Here is an 18,236-nt window from a genome sequence, read left to right on the forward strand (position 1 = left end):
CACAGTAGATTCGATCTTGGTAGCTACGGCGGGGGAACTGTGCAGGACCGCGAGGGCGAGACGACCGAGGGGGGCTTAAGTGCCATGAGCCAGGACTCCGCTGCCGTACCAGATGCCGCACGCAAGCTCGCCGCCCGACGACGCCGCGAAATAGTCGCGGTGCTCCTCTTCAGCGGCGGCCCCATTTTCGAGAGCTCCATTCCGCTCTCGGTCTTCGGCATCGACCGCCAAGACGCAGGCGTTCCGAGGTACCGGCTTCTTGTGTGCGCGGGCGAAGATGCGCCTTTGCGCACGACCGGGGGGCTCGAACTGTCAGCCCCCTACGGGCTGGAGGCGATCTCCCGTGCCGGGACGGTCGTCGTACCGGCCTGGCGTTCCATCACCCAGGCCCCACCGCCCGCGGCGCTCGACGCGCTGCGCCGGGCGCATGAAGAGGGGGCCCGGATCGTCGGGCTGTGCACGGGGGCGTTCGTCCTCGCCGCGGCCGGACTGCTCGACGGCCGGCCGGCCACGACCCACTGGATGTACGCGCCGACGCTCGCCAAGCGTTATCCGTCCGTCCATGTGGACCCGCGCGAGCTCTTCGTCGACGACGGCGACGTGCTCACCTCCGCGGGGACGGCCGCCGGGATCGACCTGTGCCTGCACATCGTGCGCACCGACCACGGCGCCGACGCGGCCAACGCGCTGGCCCGCCGGCTGGTCGTACCGCCGCGCCGGACCGCCTCGGACATGGGGCACCAGCGCTACCTGGACAGGTCGTTACCAGAGGAGATCGGCGCCGACCCGCTCGCCGAGGTCGTCGCCTGGGCGCTGGAGCACCTCCACGAGCAGTTCGACGTGGAGACGCTGGCGGCCCGCGCGTACATGAGCCGGCGCACCTTCGACCGGCGCTTCCGCTCCCTCACGGGGAGCGCTCCCCTGCAGTGGCTGATCACCCAGCGGGTACTGCAGGCCCAGCGGCTGCTGGAGACCTCCGACTATTCGGTGGACGAGGTCGCCGGGCGCTGCGGGTTCCGCTCGCCGGTCGCACTGCGCGGCCACTTCCGGCGGCAGCTGGGCGCCTCGCCCGCGGCCTACCGCGCGGCGTACCGCGCGCGCCGGCCGCAGAACGGCGCCCCGGAGCCCGCGCTCAGGGCCGAGCGGCCGGAGCGTGCCGAGCGGCTGGAGCGCGAGCGGACGTCGCTGGCGGCCGGCGGCGCGGAGCGGTTCGCCGCCGCCGCGCTGGCCGGGCACGGGCTCACCGCAGAGGCGGCGGACCCGGGCAAGCCGCAGCCGGACGCGTACGCCGCACGGCTGCCGGAGACCCCGGTCGGCCGCGGGGCCGGCCGCCCCGTACTCCCCGGCCAGCGGGAACGCCCCGTAGGGTGAGACGTATGAACGATCGCATGGTGTGGATCGACTGCGAGATGACCGGACTCTCGCTGGCGAGTGACGCGCTTATCGAGGTGGCCGCCCTGGTCACCGACTCGGAACTGAATGTGCTGGGTGACGGGGTGGATGTGGTGATCCGCCCCCCGGCCGAGGCGCTGACCACCATGCCGGAGGTGGTGCGGCAGATGCACACCGCCTCCGGGCTGCTGGCCGAGCTGGACGGCGGCACGACGCTGGAAGCGGCCGAGGCACAGGTGCTGGAGTACATCAAGCAGCATGTGCCGGAGCCGGGGAAGGCGCCGCTGTGCGGAAACTCCGTCGGTACGGACCGCGGCTTCCTGCTGCGCGACATGCCGACGCTGGAGAGCTATCTGCACTACCGGATCGTCGATGTCTCGTCCGTGAAGGAACTGGCCCGGCGCTGGTTCCCCCGGGCGTACTTCAACAGTCCGGACAAGAACGGCAATCACCGGGCACTGGCGGACATCCGGGAATCCATCGCGGAACTGCGCTACTACCGCGAGGCCGTCTTCGTGCCGCAGCCCGGGCCCGACTCGGAGACCGCGAAGGCCATCGCGGCCAAGCACAAGCTGTCCGCCGATCCGGAGTCGGCAGGAGCGTGATCCAGCTCGCTCCCGGGGACACCAAACCTGGGAGCGAGCACCCCTCCGGAGCCTGTACACTTTTTCTCAGCCGGTGGGGAAAAGGAACCACACAGCACCGGTCTTGGTGGGTATAGCTCAGCTGGTAGAGCACCTGGTTGTGGTCCAGGATGTCGCGGGTTCGAGTCCCGTTACTCACCCCAGCAACAAGGCCCCCGATCTTCGGATCGGGGGCCTTGAGCGTTTTCCGGGAACACTGTTTTCCGGAATCGCCTCCCGGGCCGGGCGCGGGCGTTGGCGCTCAGTGGTCGACGGTTCAGTAGCCGACGGTGAAGCGCTCGCCGAGGTGGGCGGGCTGCTCAAGCTCGTCGAGGAGCGCGACGGCGTAGTCCTCGGCGGAGATCCGGCTGCTGCCGTCCTCGGCGACGATCAGGTCTTCGAGGGCGGTGCGGTAGGTGCCGGTGCGCTCGCCGGGCTCGATGGTCGCGGCCGGGCTGATGTTGGTCCAGCGGACGTCGGAGACGGTGCGGTAGAAGTCGAGGGCGTCGCCGTGCGCGTGCATGATCTGGAGCAGGGGGACCGGCAGGCCCTCGGTGTCCCAGACCTGGATGCCGTCGGGCTTGCGGAGCGAGCCGGCGCCGCCGACCGCGATCAGTCGGGGCATCTCCCCGCCCCGCATGCGCAGGCCCTCGACCAGTGCCTCGGCGGCGGGCCGGATGGTGGCGATGTGGCCCGGGCCGTCGCCGCCGCCGACCGCGCTGACCACCGCGTCCTGGCCCTTGGTGACCTCGGCGACGGATTCCGGGTCGAGCACGTCGCCGTAGGTCACGGTGAGGGCCGGGTGGGTCGTGGTGACCTTCGCGGGGTCGCGGACGGCCGCGGTGACCTGGTGGCCGCGGCGCAGCGCCTCGTCGAGGATGCGGCTGCCGATGGTGCCGGTGGCCCCGAAGAGAGCGATCTTGGACATGGTGGGTTCTCCTGGTGGTTCGGTGGGGGGGCGAGGTGTGCCCGTGCGGACCGCGGTGTTCCGGCCTCCGCGGTGCGGCTGCCGTTTTCCGCCATCAGTCGTGCTGACGTCTCCTACGCTAGGGGTATCAACGGGAGATTCCGGGGTAACGAGGCGACGAGCGATGGTGAAAAACCGACAGGACCCCCGAGAGGACGAAGGGGAGATCCGCGAGGTGGTGTTCTCCGCCCCGGCCGGCCGGCCCGCCGGGGTGGAGGTGATGACCCTCGCCGAGCTGCGCGGGCGGGCCGCGGCCTGTCAGCTGTCGACCCCGCACCGCCCCGGGTTCCACCATCTGCTGGCCGTCGACAGCGGCCGGCTGGTGCACAGCGTCGACTTCCGGGAGCACGTCCTCGCGCCGGGGGACCTGCTGTGGTCGCGCCCCGGGCAGGTGCAGCACTTCGGGGACCTGACGGGCGCCGAGGGGCGGCTGGTGCTCTTCGAGTCCGGCTTCCTGGACCCGGCGACCGCCGCCGCGGCCCGGATCGAGGACTGGTACGGGCCCGCCGTACGGCATCCACAGGGCGCGGCGGCGCGGGCGCTGGACGAGGCGATGGGGCAGCTGCACCGGGAGTTCGCGGCGCTGGGCGGGCTGCCGCTGGAGGTGCACCTGGACGTACTGCGACATCTGCTGGCCGTGCTGGTACTGCGGGCCGCGCATCCGGGCGGGGCGGCGGACGGGGCGGACGGTGCGGAGGGCTGCGGGGCGAGCGAGACGTATCTGCGGTTCCGGGACGCGGTGGAGCGGGACTTCACCCGCAGCCGCCGGGTCGGCGACTACGCCCGCTCACTGGGCTACGCGCCGCGCACCCTGTCCCGGGCCACCGAGGCGGCGGCCGGGGTCGGGGCGAAGGAGTTCATCGACCGCCGGGTGGCCCTGGAGGCCAAGCGGCTGCTGGCGCACGGCGACCAGTCGGCGGCCCGGATCGCGGTCCGGCTGGGGTTCGCGGACGCCACCAACTTCAGCAAGTTCTTCCAGCGGCAGGCCGGGACGACGCCGATCGCGTTCCGGGCCGCCGTACGGGGCGGGAGCTGACCGTCTCCCGCCCTCGCGGACCCGTGGTGGCGGGACGCAGCGGGTGGGGGGAACCGCCGCGCCCCGCCGGGGCGGTCCGGGGCGGGGGCCCGGACCGGTGTGGGGGGTCGGAATCAGCCGGTGTAGGCGCCGAGCGCCTTGGTGAAGTCCAGCGGCGACTGGGCGAGGGAACTACACGTCGGCTGAGCGGAGTTGGAGGTACCGCCGGGGCACGGCTTGTCACGGGTGGCGGACCACATGGACAGCCAGGCCAGGTGCTTGCTCTGGGCGAACTTCACCAGCGTGGCGGCGTCGGCGGGCTTGAAGACCTCGTTCTGGACGTCGTTGACGCCGATCATCGGGGTCACCGCGACGCTCTTCCAGGCGTCCGCGTCGCTCAGTCCGAGGGCCTTCTTGAGCTGGGCCTGGGTGGCGGTGGCGGCCTGGGTGGCGTAACCGCCCATGCTGCCGCTGTAGGAGGAGCCGTAGTCCATCGCCATGATGTTGACGGCGGAGATCTTGACGCCGTCCTTCTTGGCGCCGGTGAGCAGGGTGACGCCGTCCTGGGTGAGGCCCTCGGGCATGACCGGGAGGGTGAAGGAGACGTCCAGGCCGGGGTGCTGCTTCTGGAGCTGGGCGACGGCCTGGTCGCGGCGGGTGTTGGCGGCGGTGTCGGGCAGCGCGCCGCCCTCGATGTCGAAGTCGACCTTGGTGAGCTTGTACTGGTCGATGACCTTGCCGTACGCGGCTGCCAGCTCCGCGGCGGAGGAGCAGGCGGCGCCCAGCTCGGTGCCGTTGGCGCCGCCGAAGGAGACCCGGACGTCGCCGCCGGCCTTGCGCAGGTCCGGTATCTGCTTGGCCACCGCATCGCTGCCGAGGTCGCCGGAGCCGCCCCACTTGGGGGTGCAGCCGCCGCCGGAGGTGATGAAGGCGAGGTTGAAGTTCTTCACCCCGGTCTTCTTGGCGGTGTCGGCGAGGTCGTAGGCGGGGGTGAGGGAGGTGTCGACGAACGGGGCGAAGCCGGCCTTCGCGGCGGCGGGCGGCCGCGGTGCCTTGCTGGCCATCGCGGAGCCGGCGACGGCGAACGCGCCGCCGGCCGCCAGCGTGCCGGCCACCGCCGTCCCGATCAGCTTGACCGTGCGGCTCGTGCGCCGGCGGTGTGCCGAGGAACTCATCTCGTGCCTGCCTGTCTCACGTGGGGGGGAGCTGGAGGGGGGTGCACCGTGGTGCGTCCCGCACGCTAGCGGCAGCGAAACGGACAAATGCCAGGATCCGTACGGCCGTTGGCGGAATTATGGCCGCCTTAAGGAAGCGGAAGGGGGTGGTTAAGAGCCGCGCCCCGGCGGCCCGTTGCGCGTCACCGGCCCGTCACGCGCCGGCGTCGGACGTGCCGGCGTCGGGTGTGCCGGTGCCCCGCGTGCCGGTGCGCGCGGCCCGCCGCCCGCGGGTGCCCAGGCCGCGGCCGCCGAGCCTGCGGCGCAGCCGGTGGCCGCGGCGCACGCCGTGGGGGGCGCGCCGGCCGTCCAGCGCCAGCCAGACCCGTACCTCGGTGCCGCCCAGGACGGAGCGGCCGATCCGGACGTCGCCGCCGGTGGACTCGGCCAGCCGGCGCACGATGTCCAGGCCGAGGCCGGTGGAGCCTCCCCCGGCTAGCGCTGGGCGGTGCCCCCATCCCCCGCCCCCCGACCAGCCGCGGCGCAGCGCCGCGTCCGGGTCGGCGATGCCGGGGCCGGCGTCCGAGACCAGCACGATGACCGCCTCGTCGGCGTGGTGCACGTCCACCGCGAAGGCGGTGCCCTCGGGGGTGTGCCGGAAGACGTTGCCGAGCATCGCGTCCAGGGCCGCGGTGAGTTCGGGGCGGGCGACCGGGACGCGGGCGGGGCGGTCCGCGCCGGCGACCCGGACCGTGCGGTCCTCGTCCTCCGCGAGCGCCGACCAGAAGTCCATCCGCTCGCGGATCACCTCGGCGGCGTCGCAGCCGGCCGCGGCGGCCGCCTGCTGGGTGTGCGCCTTCTGGGCGCGGGCGGTGCGGATGATCTGGTCGACCTCGCGCTCCAGCTGCTCGACGGCCGCCCGGGTCTGCTCGGCGGCCGGGCCGTCGCCGAGCGAGGCGGCGTTCAGCCGCAGCACGGTCAGCGGGGTGCGTAGCCGGTGCGAGAGGTCGGCGGCCAGCTCGCGCTCGTTGGCCAGCAGTTGGACGACCTGGTCGGCCATGGAGTTGAAGGCGCTGGCCGCGGACCGCAGTTCCCTGGGGCCGTCCTCCGGGACGCGGACGCCGAGCCCGCCCCTGCCCAGGTCGTGGGCGGCGGCGGCCAGCCGTTCGGCGGGGCGGACCATGCGGGTGCCGAGCCGGTCGGCGACCGCGACGGAGCCGATGACCAGCGCCAGACCGACGCCGGCCAGCACCGCCCAGGAGGTGGTCACGCCGTTGGTGAGGGCGTCGTCGGGCACGTACACCTCGACGACCGCGATCCCGGAGGCCACGGCGGTCGGCTGGAGCAGCGAAGTGCCTCCGGGGACCGGTGCGATGGAGGCCCGGCCGAGCTTGACGGCGGCGGCCACCTCCGCCGGGGAGGCCCGGCAGGTCCCGATCTCGGCGGGCGTGCCGCCCTGGGTGGCGGCCGGGACGTGGACACCGATCCGGCCGCCGGGTCCGGTCTCGGCGCTGGCGACGGCCCGCTCCAGTTGCGTGCGGTCGGTGGTGATGGCGAGCACCGGGCCGATGGTGGCGGCCTGCCGCTCGGCGTTGGAGTACGCGCGGTCGCTGGCCATCTCCTTGACGACCAGCCCGAGCGGCACCGCGAACGCCACCACGACCATCGTGGTGACCGCCAGCGCCACCTTGACCAGGGCCCATCTCACGGCGTCCCGTCCTTCGCCGCACCGTCCACGGGGCGCGGCGGTACGGCTCGCACCGTCGTCCGCGGCCGGGCGGCCGCGTGCCCTCCCGCGGCTAGCGCCAGCAGGCGCCCCCGGCTCACCGGGGTGGCTCCAGCTTCACGCCGACGCCGCGCAGGGTGTGCAGATACCGCGGCCGGGCGGCGGTTTCGCCCAATTTGCGGCGGAGCCAGGAGAGATGGACGTCGATGGTCTGGTCGTCTCCGTAGGACTGCTGCCAGACCTCGGCGAGCAGTTCCCTGCGCGGGACGACGACGCCGGGGCGCCCGGCGAGGAAGGCCAGCAGGTCGAACTCCCGGCGGGTGAGGTCGAGCGCGGTGCCGTCCAGCTCGGCCTGGCGGCGCAGTGGGTCGATGGACAGGCCGCCGACCCGGATCACTCGTGAGGGCGGTTCCGCGCCGGCCGCGGCGGCACGGGAGCGGCGCAGCACGGCCGCCATCCGCGCGGAGAGGTGTTCCACCGAGAAGGGCTTGGTGAGGTAGTCGTCGGCGCCGTCGTTCAGCAGCCGTACGATCTCGGCCTCGTCGTCCCGCGCGGTGGCGATGATCACGGGCACGTCGGTGATCCCGCGCAGCATCTTCAGCGCCTCGCCCCCGTCCAGATCGGGCAGGCCGAGGTCGAGGATGACGACGTCGAAGCCGACGTGCGCCACCTCGCGCAGCGCCTCCAGGGCGGTCCCGACGCTGCGCACCGTATGGCCGGCGTCGGTCAGATGCCGGATAAGGGCCGAGCGTACGAACTGGTCGTCCTCGACCACGAGCACACTTGCCATGGGCGGCACCGTACGCCATACGGGCGGGTTTCCCGGTGCGCGGTTGACGCACGGAGGGCGGTGGCCCCCGCCTCGGGAGGGCTGCGACGGGGCGGACGGGTGGTGCAGTATGAGCCAAATGCAACGAGGACTGGTTCATGCGGCGGCCTGGACGCTGGCGACCGGCGCCGCGGTCACCCTGTCGTGGTTCGGCGTGCACACGGTGCTGTCCGGCACGGCGTACGACCCGCCGCGCGCGCTGCCGCTGTCCGACCAGGTGGCCTCTTCTGCCACGCCTCAGGCATCCTCCACCCACCGCCCCAGACCATCGGATCCGGCCACCGCGAGCCCCTCCCCCTCCGACAGCGGGACACCCCGGACCGCCGACCCGTCTCGTACCGACGGCGGTACGTCGCAATCCCCCTACCCCACCCCGGGCGGCGGCTCCGCGCCGGCCGCCGGCGGCCGGATCCGGAGCTATGCGAACTCCGGCGGCCGGGTCGTCTTCGACCTCGGCTCCTCCTCCGCCGAGCTGGTCTCGGCCACCCCGAACGCGGGCTGGGAGATGCAGGTGTGGAAGCAGAACCAGTGGATCCGCGTCGATTTCAGCGGTGGTGGCGCGCACACCTTCGTCATCTGCACCTGGAACGGCCACCCGCCGACCGTGGTGACCAGCAACAACACCACCTAGCAGGGGAGTTGTGAGCCCCGCGCCGGTGCGTCAGTCGAAGGCGCCGGCGGGCGGGGCCGGCGAGGCGACGGCGGTGGCGTCGGTGACCGGGGCCGCGCCGCCGGTGAAGTCCTGCAGGCCGCGGCCGTGTTCGACCCGGCCGGCGTGCGGATCGCCGGCCGCCCGCCGGGTCAGCTCGGCGAGAGGCAGCTCCCGGTCGGCGGCGAGCAGCACGGCGTTGCCGAACCGCTTGCCGCGCAGCACCGCCGGGTCGGCGGTCAGCGCGAGTTCCGGGAAGACCGTGCGGACGGTGGCTATCTGGCCGCGCAGGAACCGCAGCGGCGGCCCGTCCGCGAGGTTGGCCGCGTAGCAGCCCCCGGGGCGCAGCGCCCGGCGCACCTCCGCCACGAATTCCGTGCTGGTCAGGTGCGCGGGCGTACGGGCGCCGCCGAAGACGTCGGCGATGACCAGGTCCGCCCAGCCGTCCGGGATCCGCGCCAGCCCCGCGCGGGCGTCGGCGCCGCGCACCCGGATCCGCCAGCCGCTGTCCAACGGCAGCCGGCTGCGGACGAGTTGGACCAGCGGGGTGTCGATCTCCACGACCTGCTGGGTGGACCGCGGGCGGGTGGCGGCGATGTAGCGCGCCAACGTCAGCGCACCGCCGCCCAGATGGACCGCGCGCAACGGCGCGCCGGGCGGGGCGGCCAGGTCGGCGATGTGGCCGAGCCGCCGCTGGTAGGAGAACTCCAGGTACGCCGGGTCGTCCAGGTCCACATGGGACTGCGGGGCGCCGTCGATGAGCAGCGTCCAGCCGCGCGGCCGGTCCCGGTCGGGCCGCAGTTCCGCGACGCCGCCGCCGACCGTCTCGGTGACGGACTCCGGGCCGCCGCGCCCGCGCCTGCTCTTCGCCATGCCTTCAGTATGGCGTGCCGGCGCGGGGCCGTATCCGCAGGTCAGCGGCTACGGGCCGGCCGGACCCGAGATGTCCGGCCGGGCCGAGCGGCGGACCGCCCGCGGCCGAAGCCGTGGGCGGTCCNGGTCACGGTCACGGTCCCGGCCGAAGCCACCACGGTCGTCACGGCGGTCGTCACGACGCTCGAAGGAACGGGCGCCGAAGCGGTCGTCACGGCGGTCACGGTCGCGGCCGAAGCCGTGGGCGGTCCGCCACTTCATGCCATGACCCGTGCCGGTCCGGTGTCCCTCCGGCCCGGCGGTGGGTCACTTGTTGATGCAGACGTTGCCGAATGCCGGGTTCAGCAGCGCGAGCACGTTGACGCTGTTGCCGCACACGTTGATCGGGATGTCGATCGGAACCTGGATGACGTTCCCGCTGAGGAAACCCGGCGAGTGCTTGGCGAAGCCGATCGCGGTCGCGCCCCGGTGGTGGCGGATGACCTTCTCGATGCCACGGCCGTGGTGGCCGTGCTTGCCGCCGTCACTGGCGGATGCGATGCCCGCGCCACCCAGCACCAGCGTGGAGGCCATGGCAGCCATCGCGGCGGTCTTGATGAACCGCTTCATCCCATTCTCCTTTCAGTTCGCGAATGGGGCATCGGACACAACGAACAATGGCAACGGGGGATGCGGACGTTCCCTCTTACGGGAAAACGTTGGGCTGTCTGGCTGGTATTCGGCTGATCGGAATCCGGTTCGGCCGCGCGGCGTGCCTCCCGCGATTTCCAACATGATTTCTGTCAGAGTGCTCTCCTGTTTGACTGACTAGCAGCCGGAGAGGAAGTCATGCGGAAGTCGATGGACCGAACCGGGCGCGGCGCCGTATGCGCGCTCGCGGCCCTGGGATTGTCGGCCGCGCTGACTTCGGCGGCAGCCGCACCGGCGCCGAAGGAGTCCTCCCGAATTCCTTTCAGTGAGCGGTTCCATGCGACGCAGCACGGCGGTATCGCGCGCGCGTCCAATTCCCCGGTTTCCGCGGCCGGCTCCCCGGTTTCGGCGGCCGGCTGCCGCCCGGCGGTGCACCGGGCCGGCCCGTCCCACGCCCCGGACGCCGGCGGCGCCCGGCTGCGGCTGCCGGCCGGCTCCCGGGTGAGCTACGCCCGGCTGTACTGGGGCGGCGGACTGCGGGCCGGCGGGCCCCAGTCGGCCGGAGACGCCGGCCGGGTGCTGCTCGCCGGGCCCGGCGGCCGGTCCGACGAGGTGCGCGCGGACAGCGCGATCGGCCACCGGCACCTGTCCCGGTTCGACGGCTACCAGGCGTCCGCGGACGTGACCGCGCTGGTGCGGCGGAGCGGTCCGGGCGGCTACACCGTGACCCGGGCGGGCAAGGCCACCGGGCGGTCCCGGGCCGGGACACCGGACGGCTGGACGCTGGTGGCCGTCTACGAGAACAAGAAGGAGCCGCTGCGCCGACTCGCGCTGTGGGACGGATTCGAGGTGCTGGGCGCGGACCGCAGGGAACTCGCGGTACAGCTCAAGGGACTCCGGATTCCGGCGCATTCGCGGGGCACGGCCGGTGTCGTGGCATACGACGGTGAGCCCGGGAACGGGAACAACCAGATCGCGGTAAGCGCCGGGAAGCAACCGCCGGTGACGCTCGGGGATTCCGCAAAACCGGCGCCCGGCACGCAGAACCCGACCCGTACCGATTTCGGCCCGAAGACCGTTCGGACGCCGGACCGCCGGACCGCTCCCGGATTCCATTCGGATGTCTACGACCTGACGCCGGCGCTGCAGTCCGGCGGCGACCGGCTCACATTCCGCTTCACCACCCGCAATACGGGATATCTGCTCGGTGCGCTCTTCGTCCAGACCGATCCGGGGCATTGAGCAACGCCGGCCGGTAATTCCCGCGGAGTTCTGTCAGCTCGGTAATCAGGGGAGCAGTGCGCGTGCTGCGACAGGAACCGCCGTCCCAGGAGCGGCCCACGGTTTTGCATGTGTCCCAGCCGGTGGACGGCGGGGTCGCCCGGGTCGTCGCCGACCTGGTGCGGGCCCAGGTGGCGTCCGGGCTGCGGGTCGTGCTGGCCTCGCCGCCCGGCGGGGTGCTGCATGCGGAGGCCGCCACGGCGGGCGCGGAGGTGGTGCTGTGGCCGGCGCGCCGCGGCGCCGGGCCCGCGCTCTCCGGTGAACTGCGGCGGCTGGCCCGGGTGATCCGGCGTACCGGCCCGCAGCTCGTCCACACCCACAGCGCCAAGGCCGGGCTCGCCGCCCGGCTGGCGGTACGGGGGCGGATCCCGACCGTGCACCAGCCGCACACCTGGTCCTTCGAGGCGTCCGGCGGGGCGGTGGCCCGGCCGGCGCTGGGCTGGGAGCGGTACGCGGCGCGCTGGTCGCACCGGGTGCTGTGCGTCAGCGAGGCGGAGCGGGCGCGCGGGGTGGCGGCGGGCGTGCCGGGCCGGTGGGTGGTGGTCCCCAACGGGGTGGACCTGCACCGGTTCTCGCCGGCGGCCGACGACGAGACCCGGCAGGCGCTGCGCACGTCGCTGCCCGCACTGCGGGAGCCGGCGCTCCCGGCCGGGGCGCCGCTGGTGGTGTGCATGGCCCGGCTCTGCCCGCAGAAGGGTCAACTGACGCTGCTGCGGGCCTGGCCCGAGGTGGTCGCGGCGGTGCCGGACGCCCGGCTGGTGCTGGTCGGCGACGGCCCGGACCGGGCGGCGCTGCGCCGGGCCGCGCCGCCCGGGGTGCGGTTCGCGGGCGCCGCCGACAGCGCCGTCCCCTGGTACCGGGCGGCGGACCTCGTCGTGCTGCCGTCGCGCTGGGAGGGCATGGCGTTGGCCCCTCTGGAGGCGATGGCCTGCGGCCGGGCCGTGGTGGTCACCGATGTCGGCGGGGCCCGGGAGTGCCTGCCGCCCGGGGCCGCGGTCGACTGCCTGGTGCCGCCGGACGAGCCGGCCGCGCTGGCCCGGGCGATGCGCGATCTGCTGGCCGACGGCGAGCGGCGGCGGGCGCTGGCCCAGCAGTGCCGGGAGCACGTACGGGCGGCCCACGACGTACGGCGGACGGCGGGCGCGGTGCTGAACGTGTACCGCGAACTGTTCGCCGTACCGCGCCCGCCGGCCGGGGACCGGGTCCGGCGATGACGACGGAGCGGGCGGACGCGTCCCGCCCCCGGGGCCTGCCCCCGGCGCCCGCCGGGCCCCCGGCCGCCGCGGTCCACCCGCCCCGCCGCCCGGCCCACTGCCCACTGCCGCCGGCCCGCCCCGGCGGGGCCGCACCGCACCGGGCCACCAACGCCGCGCTGATCGCCGCGGACCTGCTGGCCACTGCCGGGGCGGCCTTCCTGCCGCCCGGCCCGGGACCGGCGCCTGCGCTGCTCGGCGCGCTGGCGGCCGGACTGCTGCTGCTCCACGCGCGCGCCGGGCTCTACCGCCCCGGGCCGGCGCCGGCCGCGCTGAACGAGCTGCCGCCGCTGCTGGTCCGGGCCGCCGCCGGCTGGTGCGCGGTGGCCGCGCTGCGCCCGGGACAGCCGCCGCATCCGGCGGTCCTGCTGGGCGCGGTGGCAGTGCAGGCGGTGCTGGCGTGCGCCGGCCGGGCCGCGGTGTACCGGGTGCGCCGCGGCGTCCTCCGGCGCCGGCCGCGCGCCGCGCTGCTCGTCGGCCCGGACCCGGCCGCCCGGCAGCTCGCCGCCGCGCTCACCGCGCACCCGGAGTACGGGCTGCGCCCGGTGGGCCTGGTGGCGTGCGGCCCGGTACCGCCCGGCGGGGCGCACACCGCCTTGCCGTGGCTCGGCTCCGCCGAGGAGATCACCCGGGCCGTCATCCGGCACACGGTGCGCGACGCGGTGTTCCTGGTGCCGCCGGAGCACGCCCCGGACACCGCGGCGCTGCTGCGCCGGTTCCTCGCCCAGGGCTCGGCGGTCTGGCTGGCCGGGGCCGGGGCGGCTCGCGACGGCCGCCCGCCGGAGCCGGGCACCGGCCACCTGTGGGGCTTCGCCTGCCGGCCGTGGGAGCCGGCGAACCCGCGGCCCGGCGGCCCGCCGAAGCGGCTGCTGGATCTCGCGCTGGCCGCGGTGGCGCTGGTGGCGACGGCTCCGCTGCTGGCGGGCTGCGCGCTGGCCGTACGGCTGCTGGACGGGCCGGGGGTGCTCTGCCGGCGGGAGCGCGTCGGCCGGGGCGGGCGCCCCTTCACCCTCCTCACGTTCCGCACGCTCGGGCCCGGGGAAGCGGAGGGACCGGCGGCACGGGGGAACGCGGCCGGCGACCCGCGGGCCGGCTCCGTCGGCCGGCTGTTGCGGCGCACGTCGCTGGACGGGCTGCCGCAGCTGTGGAACGTCCTGCGCGGCGACCTCGGCCTGGTCGGACCGCGCCCCGAACACCCCGTCCTCGCCGAGCAGTTCACCCACCGCTGCGCCGGCTACGCGGCCCGGCACCGGATGGCGCCCGGCATCATCGGGCCGGCGCGGGTGCACGGGCTGCGCGAGGACGCCTCCCTTGAGGAGCGCACACGCTTCGACAACCTCTACATCGACAGCTGGTCGCCGTGGCAGGACGTCCGGATCCTGCTGCGGACGGCGTGCCGTCCGCTCCACCGGCGGCGGCGGTGAGCGCGCCCGCCGTGACCGGGGCGGTGCCGCCGCCGGCCGCCCCCGCCACCGCGCCGCCCACCGATCAGGCCACCCCGGCCGCTGACGAGACCACCCTGGCCGTAACCCCTGGAGGCATCCGGTGAAAGTCCTGCATGTCATCACCGGCCTCGAAGTGGGCGGCGCCGAGCTGCAGTTGCGTCTGCTGCTGCGCCGGCTGCCCGCCCGCTGCGAGGTCATCACCCTGACCACCCCCGGCCCGCTCGCCGCGGCCATCGAGGCGGACGGCATCCCCGTCACCCACCTCGGCATGACCGACAACCGCGATCTGAGCGCGATCCCCCGCCTGGCCGCGCTGATCCGCGCCGGCGGCTACGACCTCGTCCACACCCACCTCTACCGGGCCTGCGTCTACGGCCGGATCGCCGCGCGGCTGGCGGGCGTTCGGGCCGTGGTCGCCACCGAGCACTCCCTGGGCGACGCGGTCATCGAGGGGCGCCGGCTGACCCGGGGCGTGCGCGCGCTCTACCGGGCCACCGAGCGGCTGGGGTCGGCGACGGTCGCCGTCTCGGACACCGTGGCCGCCCGGCTGCACCGCTGGGGCGTACCCGAGCGGCGGATCCACGTCGTCCCCAACGGCGTCGAGGCGCACCGCTTCGCGTACGACCCGGCCACCCGGGCCACCGTGCGCGCCCGGCTCGGCCTGCCCACCGACGCCTTCGTGGTCGGCGGGGTCGGCCGGCTGGTGCCCGGCAAACGGTTCGACGTCCTGGTGCGGGCGGTCACCCGGCTCCCGGGCGTGCAACTGCTGCTGGCCGGGGACGGGCCGGAGCGGGAGCCGCTGCAGCGGCTGGCGGAGCAGTTCGGCTCCGGCGACCGGATCCGGCTGCTGGGCGCCCGCGAGGGGGCGGAGCGGCCGGCCGCCGGCGACGCCCCCAGCATCCCCGGTCTGCTGTCCGCCATCGACGTCTTCGTCTCACCGTCCCCGGACGAGGCGTTCGGGCTGGCCGCCGTCGAGGCGCTGGCGTCCGGGCTGCACGTGCTCTACGGCAGCTGCCCGGCCGTCGACGACCTGCCGGAGGACCAGGCCCCCGGAGCCCGCCGCGTCAGCCCCGTCGTGCACGAACTCACGGCCGAGCTGCGGGAGTTGCGGCGCACCGGACCGGGCCGGCTGCCGGTGCCCCCGGTCGTGTGGCGCTACGACATCGAGCGCAGCGCCCAGGACCTGATGGCCGTCTACGAGGCGGCGGTCGCTTCGGCGCGCCGCCGCAGCCGCCCCGCGCCGGTGCCCGCCCCGCAGCCGGCCGGGCCCGCGTCGCCCGCCCTGCCCCCGGGCGTCGCGCTGCCGGACCCCTCCCCGGCTCCGTCGCCGGCCCGCCGGACCGCCTCCCGGTAACCGGCGCATCCGGCCCCCGCGTTCCGTCCGTCCGCGGCCCGGCCGCCGCGTGGCGCACCGCCTCCGCGGCCACCGCCCCGGCCCGCCCCGGGCACACCGAAGGGGCCGCCCGGCATCAGCCGGCGGCCCCACACCCCCGCCTCACTGGCAGCGGTCGACGGCTTCGATGGTGCGCGCCGCCTCGCCCAGCGCCGCGCGCAGCACCACGGGGTCGGTGGCATCCGCGTACGCCCCCTCCGGCGGCACCAGCCAGCCCGTGCCGGTCACCGGCGGGTCGACGACCGCGCCCTCGCCGCCGCCCGGGGCGACACCGCGGCCGTACGTCTGCGTGCAGGCGCTGCCCGGCACGTCCCAGCCGTCGGCGGTCCCCGGCGGGACCAGGAAACCCAGGGTGTCGCAGGCGCCGTCGTGCAGGACCGGGCCGACGCCGTCCCGCAGCCGCAGGATGTCGACCGCCTCCAGGCCCTGCCGGGCCGGCACCGTGACGAGGTCGCAGGGCTGGGACGGTACGCCGCCGGGCGCGGCACGCCCGCCGTGCCCGGCGGCCTGGCCCGCGGACTCCTTGCCGCCCCTGCTCACGCCGGTCTCCCACACGGAGAACCCCTCCTCAATGCACGCGCCACACCCTTTACACCGTCTTCAACGGCCGGACGCGTCAACAGCTACGGCGGCGGAACGCTGCAAAGGATGGCACTTCATGGCGGATCGTGGGTGAGATATCCGGTTTGTAGCCAAACCCTGGGTGCCGGACCCGTCACAGCCGGTACCGTCGTCCCGCCGCACCGCCAGGATGCGGCATCGCCGCAAGATGGCACGGAGAGGGCACGGAGAGGGTCCGCCATGGCGTCGCCAGCCGCAAGATCAGCGTCGTCCCGCACCGTACCCGTCCGCCCGAACACCGCCTTCCGGCAGCTGCGCGGCCGGCTGTCGCCGGGTGAGTTCGCGGCGGCGGTCCGACGGTCCGCCCGTGAGATCGGCGAGCAGGTCTCGTGCGACGCCCGCTATGTGGGCCGCGTCGAGTCCGGGGAGATCCGGTGTCCGAATTACGCCTACGAGCGGGTGTTCCGGCACATGTTCCCGGGCCTGACGCTGCCCGACATGGGGTTCACGCCGCGGGAGACGGTGCGCGGACGGGGGGCGCGGCGCGAAGGCGCGGCATCAGCCGCCCCGGTGATGGGGGCCTCCCCTGCTCGAACGGATGCGAGAGCTTGGGGAACGGTGCCCGCACCGGTGGTCAGCGCCGCGCCCCTGGCAACCGACCCCGACCACCGCGATACCCGTATCCAGATCTGCGAGGAGAGCGACGTGCTGCGTCGCGCGTTCATCACCGGCGGCCCGGCAGCCGCCCTGGGCCTGGCCGGCCTCTGGCCCGGCGACCCCTTCGGCCCCGACGGATCCGCCGCCGTCGCCACCGTCCCCGGCCCCCGTACACCGCCCGGCGGCCGGGCCGGCGCCACCGAGGCCACCGCCGTCGAGGAAGCCGTCCGCCGGATCCGCCTGCTGGACGACCGGCACGGCGCCGACGGCCTCTACCCCCGCGCCACCCAGCCGCTGCGCGCCGCCTACGAGCTCCTGGACTCCGGCGTACAGCGCCGCGCGGTCTACGACCGGCTGCAGGCCGGCGCGGGCGAACTCGCCATCTCCGTGGGTTGGTTGGCGCACGACTCCGGCCGCTTCGACGACGCCCGCTCGCACTACGCCGAGGCGTTGTCCACGGCCCGGGTCTGCGGCGACGCCGCCCTGGAGGCGCACGCCTTCTGCAACACCGCGTTCCTGGCCCGCGACGCCGGGCGCCCGCGCGAGGCGGTACGCGCCGCGCAGGCCGCCCAGCAGGCCGCCAAGCAGCTCTCCTCGCCGCGGCTGCGGTCGCTGCTGGCACTGCGCGAGGCCGGCGGCCGGGCCGGGCTCGGGGACCGTACGGGGTGCGAGCAGGCGCTGGCGCGGGCCGAGCGGCTGTTCGCGGCCGGGCCGGGCGAACGCGACCCGGAGTGGATGACCTTCTACGGCGAGGCCGAACTGGCGGGCCTTGAGGCGCAGTGCTGGTCGGCGCTGGGCGAGACGGGGCGCGCGGCGGAGCACGCGCGCCGGGCGGTCGCTCTGCAGGATCCTCACTTCACCCGCAACATCGCCCTGTTCACCGCGGAGTTGGCCGGCAACCTCGCGGCCGGCGGCGCCCCCGAGGAGGCCGCCGCTGCGGGTATCCGGGCGCTGGCGCTGCTGGAGCAGGTCCGCTCGGCGCGTATCCGGGCGATGCTGGACAGCACCGCCCGGAAGCTCCGCCCGTACCGCAGCTGCCGCCCGGTCCCGGAATTCCTGGAGCAGCACGCGGCGTCGGCGGGGCGGCAGCCGGTCTGAGGCCCGCGGCCACCGGTCAGCCGAGGTGCCCGGTGTCGTTCCACCGCTCGATCGCCGGCTCGCCGTACGCCCAGCCGAGGACCGACAGGGACGTCGGCTCCAGCCGGATGCGGGCCCCGAACGAGATGTCCAGACCCAGCCAGCGGGCGCCCAGGGCGCGCAGGATGTGGCCGTGCGCGAAGACCAGCACATCGCGGTCGGCGGACCGCGCCCAGGCGACCACCTCGTCCGCCCGCGCGGCGACCTCGGCGAGCGTCTCGCCCTCGGGCACCCCGTCCCGCCACAGCAGCCAGTCCGGCCGCCCGGCCTTGATCTCGGCCGGCGTCAGCCCCTCGTAGGCGCCGTAGTCGACCTCCAGCAGCGCGTCCCAGTCCGCGGCCCGCTCGCCGAACCCGGCCAGTTCGCAGGTCTCCTTGGCCCGCACCAGCGGGCTGGTGCGGACCTCGACGCCCGGCAGCCCGTCCCACGGCGCGCGGTGCAGCCGCTCACCCAGCAGCTTGGCGCCCCGCCGCCCCTCGTCCAGCAGTGGAATGTCGGTCCGTCCGGTGTGTCTGCCGGAAAGGGACCACTCCGTCTGCCCGTGCCTGGCCAGGAGAATGCGCGCTGCCATGGGTCGTACCTCTCGCCGGTTTCCCGGCTTCTCGTCGTGCGTGTGTCGGCGCGGGCGGCGTTGACCGCGGGCCTTCCATC

17 protein-coding genes, 1 tRNA gene and 1 pseudogene are annotated in these 18,236 nt (G+C 74.9%); 11 read left to right on the plus strand and 8 right to left on the minus strand.

Annotated features, from left to right (window positions below):
• Positions 1–84: 84 nt before the first annotated feature.
• The 3 genes from ACO1BR_RS29405 to ACO1BR_RS29415 all read left to right on the plus strand — a co-directional run bounded on the left by ACO1BR_RS29405 (position 85) and on the right by ACO1BR_RS29415 (position 2,179).
• Positions 85–1,371: a GlxA family transcriptional regulator gene (locus ACO1BR_RS29405; RefSeq protein WP_159503644.1), complete on the plus strand. Its 1,287-nt coding sequence runs from the start codon at positions 85–87 to the stop codon at positions 1,369–1,371.
• A gap of 5 nt (positions 1,372–1,376) precedes the next feature.
• The gene (orn, locus tag ACO1BR_RS29410) at positions 1,377–1,997 is read left to right on the plus strand and encodes an oligoribonuclease (protein WP_159503643.1); all 621 of its coding nucleotides are present in this window, start codon (positions 1,377–1,379) and stop codon (positions 1,995–1,997) included.
• A 106-nt stretch (positions 1,998–2,103) separates the two neighbouring features.
• Positions 2,104–2,179 (plus strand) — tRNA-His (locus tag ACO1BR_RS29415).
• A 113-nt stretch (positions 2,180–2,292) separates the two neighbouring features.
• Here ACO1BR_RS29415 and ACO1BR_RS29420 read toward each other — a convergent pair.
• On the minus strand, positions 2,293–2,943 hold the full coding sequence (locus ACO1BR_RS29420) for an NAD(P)-dependent oxidoreductase (protein WP_426798130.1): 651 nt from the start codon (positions 2,941–2,943) through the stop codon (positions 2,293–2,295).
• Between the two features lie 163 nt (positions 2,944–3,106).
• Here ACO1BR_RS29420 and ACO1BR_RS29425 point away from each other — a divergent pair, with 163 nt between their 5' ends.
• Positions 3,107–4,018 (plus strand): helix-turn-helix domain-containing protein, encoded by a 912-nt coding sequence (locus ACO1BR_RS29425; RefSeq protein WP_426798131.1) that lies wholly within the window; start codon positions 3,107–3,109, stop codon positions 4,016–4,018.
• 113 nt (positions 4,019–4,131) lie between these two features.
• Here ACO1BR_RS29425 and ACO1BR_RS29430 read toward each other — a convergent pair.
• The 3 genes and pseudogenes from ACO1BR_RS29430 to ACO1BR_RS29440 form a co-directional block, all read right to left on the minus strand.
• Positions 4,132–5,031, minus strand: a pseudogene (locus ACO1BR_RS29430) (chitinase); the annotation flags it as partial.
• Positions 5,032–5,365: 334 nt separating this feature from the next.
• Positions 5,366–6,859 (minus strand): sensor histidine kinase, encoded by a 1,494-nt coding sequence (locus tag ACO1BR_RS29435; RefSeq protein ID WP_426798132.1) that lies wholly within the window; start codon positions 6,857–6,859, stop codon positions 5,366–5,368.
• 115 nt (positions 6,860–6,974) lie between these two features.
• Positions 6,975–7,667 carry a response regulator transcription factor gene (locus ACO1BR_RS29440; RefSeq protein ID WP_426798133.1) on the minus strand — a complete coding sequence of 231 codons (693 nt, stop codon included), beginning with the start codon at positions 7,665–7,667 and terminating at the stop codon, positions 6,975–6,977.
• 118 nt (positions 7,668–7,785) lie between these two features.
• On the opposite strand from ACO1BR_RS29440, the gene ACO1BR_RS29445 reads away from it, so the two are divergent.
• Positions 7,786–8,337: a hypothetical protein gene (locus ACO1BR_RS29445; RefSeq protein ID WP_426798134.1), complete on the plus strand. Its 552-nt coding sequence runs from the start codon at positions 7,786–7,788 to the stop codon at positions 8,335–8,337.
• 30 nt (positions 8,338–8,367) lie between these two features.
• On the opposite strand, the gene ACO1BR_RS29450 is transcribed toward ACO1BR_RS29445, so the two are convergent.
• Both ACO1BR_RS29450 and ACO1BR_RS29455 read right to left on the minus strand, forming a co-directional pair.
• Positions 8,368–9,228 carry a spermidine synthase gene (locus ACO1BR_RS29450; protein ID WP_426798135.1) on the minus strand — a complete coding sequence of 287 codons (861 nt, stop codon included), beginning with the start codon at positions 9,226–9,228 and terminating at the stop codon, positions 8,368–8,370.
• Between the two features lie 306 nt (positions 9,229–9,534).
• Positions 9,535–9,837 carry a chaplin gene (locus tag ACO1BR_RS29455; protein WP_426798136.1) on the minus strand — a complete coding sequence of 101 codons (303 nt, stop codon included), beginning with the start codon at positions 9,835–9,837 and terminating at the stop codon, positions 9,535–9,537.
• Between the two features lie 219 nt (positions 9,838–10,056).
• On the opposite strand from ACO1BR_RS29455, the gene ACO1BR_RS29460 reads away from it, so the two are divergent.
• The 5 genes from ACO1BR_RS29460 (at position 10,057) to ACO1BR_RS29480 (ending at position 15,191) form a co-directional block, all read left to right on the plus strand.
• Positions 10,057–11,100, plus strand: a complete 1,044-nt coding sequence (locus ACO1BR_RS29460) for a hypothetical protein (protein ID WP_426798137.1) — start codon at positions 10,057–10,059, stop codon at positions 11,098–11,100.
• 62 nt (positions 11,101–11,162) lie between these two features.
• Positions 11,163–12,353, plus strand: coding sequence for a glycosyltransferase (locus tag ACO1BR_RS29465; RefSeq protein ID WP_426798138.1), 1,191 nt, complete (start codon positions 11,163–11,165; stop codon positions 12,351–12,353).
• Positions 12,350–13,816 carry a sugar transferase gene (locus tag ACO1BR_RS29470; RefSeq protein WP_426798139.1) on the plus strand — a complete coding sequence of 489 codons (1,467 nt, stop codon included), beginning with the start codon at positions 12,350–12,352 and terminating at the stop codon, positions 13,814–13,816. Before ACO1BR_RS29465 ends, ACO1BR_RS29470 begins: the two co-directional genes overlap by 4 nt.
• Positions 13,813–13,941, plus strand: coding sequence for a hypothetical protein (locus tag ACO1BR_RS29475; protein WP_426798140.1), 129 nt, complete (start codon positions 13,813–13,815; stop codon positions 13,939–13,941). The genes ACO1BR_RS29470 and ACO1BR_RS29475 overlap by 4 nt, the downstream gene beginning before the upstream one ends.
• Positions 13,938–15,191, plus strand: coding sequence for a glycosyltransferase (locus ACO1BR_RS29480; RefSeq protein WP_426798141.1), 1,254 nt, complete (start codon positions 13,938–13,940; stop codon positions 15,189–15,191). The genes ACO1BR_RS29475 and ACO1BR_RS29480 overlap by 4 nt, the downstream gene beginning before the upstream one ends.
• Before the next feature lie 141 nt (positions 15,192–15,332).
• On the opposite strand, the gene ACO1BR_RS29485 is transcribed toward ACO1BR_RS29480, so the two are convergent.
• Positions 15,333–15,785 (minus strand): hypothetical protein, encoded by a 453-nt coding sequence (locus ACO1BR_RS29485; protein WP_426798142.1) that lies wholly within the window; start codon positions 15,783–15,785, stop codon positions 15,333–15,335.
• A 246-nt stretch (positions 15,786–16,031) separates the two neighbouring features.
• Between ACO1BR_RS29485 and ACO1BR_RS29490 the strand changes: the two genes are divergently transcribed.
• Positions 16,032–17,546, plus strand: a complete 1,515-nt coding sequence (locus tag ACO1BR_RS29490) for a tetratricopeptide repeat protein (RefSeq protein WP_426798143.1) — start codon at positions 16,032–16,034, stop codon at positions 17,544–17,546.
• A 16-nt stretch (positions 17,547–17,562) separates the two neighbouring features.
• Here ACO1BR_RS29490 and ACO1BR_RS29495 read toward each other — a convergent pair whose 3' ends face one another.
• Positions 17,563–18,156, minus strand: coding sequence for a histidine phosphatase family protein (locus tag ACO1BR_RS29495; protein ID WP_426798144.1), 594 nt, complete (start codon positions 18,154–18,156; stop codon positions 17,563–17,565).
• Positions 18,157–18,236: the final 80 nt, after the last annotated feature.

Origin of the sequence: Streptomyces sp. YGL11-2, from assembly GCF_050054615.1 — a bacterium.
GTDB lineage: Bacteria > Actinomycetota > Actinomycetes > Streptomycetales > Streptomycetaceae > Streptomyces.

What these genes read in the sequence shown, in the direction of transcription:
- ACO1BR_RS29460 (WP_426798137.1), top strand. Translation starts at nt 10,057, where the DNA reads ATGCGGAAGTCGATGGACCGAACCGGGCGCGGCGCCGTATGCGCGCTC.
- ACO1BR_RS29470 (WP_426798139.1), top strand. Translation starts at nt 12,350, where the DNA reads ATGACGACGGAGCGGGCGGACGCGTCCCGCCCCCGGGGCCTGCCCCCG.
- ACO1BR_RS29490 (WP_426798143.1), top strand. Translation starts at nt 16,032, where the DNA reads ATGGCGTCGCCAGCCGCAAGATCAGCGTCGTCCCGCACCGTACCCGTC.
- ACO1BR_RS29440 (WP_426798133.1), bottom strand. Translation starts at nt 7,667, where the DNA reads ATGGCAAGTGTGCTCGTGGTCGAGGACGACCAGTTCGTACGCTCGGCC.
- ACO1BR_RS29425 (WP_426798131.1), top strand. Translation starts at nt 3,107, where the DNA reads ATGGTGAAAAACCGACAGGACCCCCGAGAGGACGAAGGGGAGATCCGC.
- ACO1BR_RS29445 (WP_426798134.1), top strand. Translation starts at nt 7,786, where the DNA reads ATGCAACGAGGACTGGTTCATGCGGCGGCCTGGACGCTGGCGACCGGC.
- ACO1BR_RS29420 (WP_426798130.1), bottom strand. Translation starts at nt 2,943, where the DNA reads ATGTCCAAGATCGCTCTCTTCGGGGCCACCGGCACCATCGGCAGCCGC.
- ACO1BR_RS29495 (WP_426798144.1), bottom strand. Translation starts at nt 18,156, where the DNA reads ATGGCAGCGCGCATTCTCCTGGCCAGGCACGGGCAGACGGAGTGGTCC.
- ACO1BR_RS29455 (WP_426798136.1), bottom strand. Translation starts at nt 9,837, where the DNA reads ATGAAGCGGTTCATCAAGACCGCCGCGATGGCTGCCATGGCCTCCACG.
- ACO1BR_RS29450 (WP_426798135.1), bottom strand. Translation starts at nt 9,228, where the DNA reads ATGGCGAAGAGCAGGCGCGGGCGCGGCGGCCCGGAGTCCGTCACCGAG.
- ACO1BR_RS29405 (WP_159503644.1), top strand. Translation starts at nt 85, where the DNA reads ATGAGCCAGGACTCCGCTGCCGTACCAGATGCCGCACGCAAGCTCGCC.
- orn (WP_159503643.1), top strand. Translation starts at nt 1,377, where the DNA reads ATGAACGATCGCATGGTGTGGATCGACTGCGAGATGACCGGACTCTCG.